The 2,972-nt window shown below is 37.8% G+C and carries 2 protein-coding genes and 1 pseudogene; all 3 read left to right on the forward strand.

Annotated features, from left to right (window positions below; translation table 11 throughout):
- Positions 1-429, forward strand: a 429-nt coding sequence (locus GC102_RS17400) for an ATP-binding protein (RefSeq protein ID WP_171690690.1), incomplete at its 5' end; no start/stop codon positions are given.
- A gap of 136 nt (positions 430-565) precedes the next feature.
- Positions 566-2,620, forward strand: coding sequence for a serine hydrolase domain-containing protein (locus tag GC102_RS17405; protein WP_171690691.1), 2,055 nt, complete (start codon positions 566-568; stop codon positions 2,618-2,620).
- Between the two features lie 76 nt (positions 2,621-2,696).
- Positions 2,697-2,972, forward strand: a pseudogene (locus tag GC102_RS17410) (serine hydrolase domain-containing protein); the annotation flags it as partial.

Consider the following 2,972-nt stretch of genomic DNA (forward strand, 5'->3'; position numbering starts at 1 on the left):
CGGGTTAATACTGGGAATCTCGTTATAGATGCTCTTGTCACTAATACGCTTAGTATTGGACAAGCCAATGGCATAAGAATAGATACAAAGATTAACTTATGTTCACAAGTAGTCTATATTGACCGTTATGACTTATGTGTTGTCATTGGAAATATGTTAGATAACGCAATAGAGGCTTCTAAAAAGTTAAAAATAGCAGAAGATAGGTACATTCTTATAAAAATACATTCTACCGATTCTACCCTTCTCATTCACATCATGAATCATATGGAGAATGAAGTTGCCCACTTAAACAGCCAAAAATCAAACCCGGAATTTCATGGTATTGGATTAACGAACATAGCTAGAATCTGCGAAAAGTACGGTGGTCATATGACCATTGAAACAAAACATAAAGTATTTCATAATATGGTCCTACTGCCATTTTAAACGAACAATCCTTAGACAACATGTTGTTTAGGGATTGTTTTTTGCGTTTCAGGGTTCTTTTTCATATATTAGCCTTCTCTCTTGTATGATGAATTCAGTAAGTCACATCTAGAAGGAATAAGAGGAGGGAATAATAATGAAGAAGATGGTTTCCGTATTAATGACCGCTATACTTATTGCAATACCGGTCACCCCTGCTTTTGCTCTAACGAATAATGATACTGTAAAAGAAAAGGCACAGGAACTTGCTGCGAATATGTTGTCCGATTATGGTGTGAGTGGATTGCAGTATGCGATTATGGATCATGGATCCATTGTTTTATCGGGTAGCGCTGGTGTATACGATAAAGTGACCAACAATCCGATAACCAAAGACATGATGTTTGGAATAGGCTCGGTAAGTAAAACGTATGTGTCTGCTGCAACGATGATGCTAGCTGATTCTAATCAAATTGATATTGATCAACCACTAACCACGTATATCAAGGACTTTACAATGGCAGATGAACGATATAAAGAGATTACGCCGCGCATGTTGATGAATCATTCTTCAGGAATTTACGGTAGTCACTATGGGAATAGTTTTTTGTTTGATGATAATGATACGAAAAATCATGATGAATTATTGGTCAAATTACAATCAGAAAGCTTAAAATCAAACCCCGGCGAATTTTCGGTATATTGTAATAATGGTTTTCAGCTGCTTGAAATCTTGGTTGAACGAGTGAGCGGTTTAAGTTACAGCGAATTTCTTGAAACCCATATTAGCAAGCCTCTTCAATTAACCTCTACCCAAACACCACGTGATTCATTTGATAGAGACAGGCTCACAAAAACTTATTTCCCTGGGCTCGATCATGCTTTACCCACCGAGAATGCCAATCTCATTGGGACAGGAGGCATCTACTCCACGGCCGAAGAAGTAAGTAAGTTCGCTGAAGTATTAATCGGCAATCGAACGGATATTTTGTCTGAGAAATCAGCCAAGGCTATGCAAAGTCATGAGTATAGAAAGGGAGTGTGGGTTTCTGAAGAGACAAACACCATTAATTATGGCCTTGGCTGGGATGCCGTCCGTTTAGCACCGTTTAGTGATTATGGAATAACCGCATTATTTAAAGGTGGAGATACGTATATGTATCACGCTGCTTTGACCGCCCTACCCGAACATGATATTTCTATGGCTGTGCTCTCATCGGGAGGGAGTGGTTCCTACAATAGTATATTTGCATCTAATATTTTATTAGAATATACAAAATCCAAAGGCATCATTAAAGAGATTCTACCCGAAAAAACATTTGAACCTCCAATGAAAGTGGACATGTCATCTGATTTGCTAGCTTACTCTGGATTATACGGCACCATAGGTCATACAGTAAATCTGGAGATAAAGAACGGAGAGATTGATTTACCCTCTCTGAGCTATGGATTGATACCCCCTCAAAAATACGTATATACGGGCAATGGACAATTCAAGAACAACGAAGGGAATGCAACCATAAGCTTTGACCAACCGAAGAATGGAAAAACCTATTTAAAACTTAACACTTATATAAATACTCCAGGATTAGGTCAAACGGTGGCGGTAACCTATGAATATCAAAAGTTAGATTCCAATCCTCTAAATCAGTCAACTAAAACGGTATGGGAGCATAGAAATGAAAAAAACTACTACTCTTTGGATGAAAAGATAACTTCAATGTTGTATTTGAGCAAATCGCTTTTGGCCAAAAATATATCCGTTGATATGAACCATGGATACGCATCGGGAACTAAAATTGTTGACGAGAATAAAGCAGTAAATGTAATTGAGATTCCTACTTTGAACGGAAGAGATGCTTTCGATTTGAATTTCTATAATGAGAACCATAAAGAGTATTTAAAGATCGATGGACAATCCTATATAAGTGAAGATGCTATTCAACCCATTTATGAAGGGAATGACTCGTTTTGCATCATACCATCGGGTGGTCAGGCTGTATGGTATAAAATTGATGAAAAATCAGCCAATCGAGTCATGAACGTTGAGACTCCGTTAAGTGGTGGATTCGCCGTTTATGACAAGGAAGGATTGCTTGTGAACTTTTCAAAGGCAACGAGCAATCATTCGGTAGTTCTACCTGAAGGTGGGATGATCGTTTTTGGTGGTAATGATGGCGATATATTTAAAATTAATTTGAAGAATAAATAGACGACTCAACTTTGTAAAACAACAATTATGCAGATGATTACAAACTTATAATATGAATAGAGAAGAGGAATGTCTTATGAAAGTACGTAGTCAAATTACATTTGCAAGTCTGGCCCTTTTAATAACTGGAACTTCCCTGCTATACACATCGCCAATCTCAATTGTAAAAGCAGAGCCTACTCAAAATGAATCTAGATCGTTAGAAACAAGCACTCTACAAGATCATAATTCCGTCAAGCAAGCTATGCGAGATACATTGCAGCATGGATTCCCGGGGATACTTGCTAAAACTTCTGATGGTGGAAAAAAGTGGAGTTATGCCACTGGGGTAGCGAATCTGAGCACCAAGAAA

Source organism: Paenibacillus germinis (genome assembly GCF_013141785.1).
Lineage (GTDB): Bacteria > Bacillota > Bacilli > Paenibacillales > NBRC-103111 > Paenibacillus_E > Paenibacillus_E phytorum.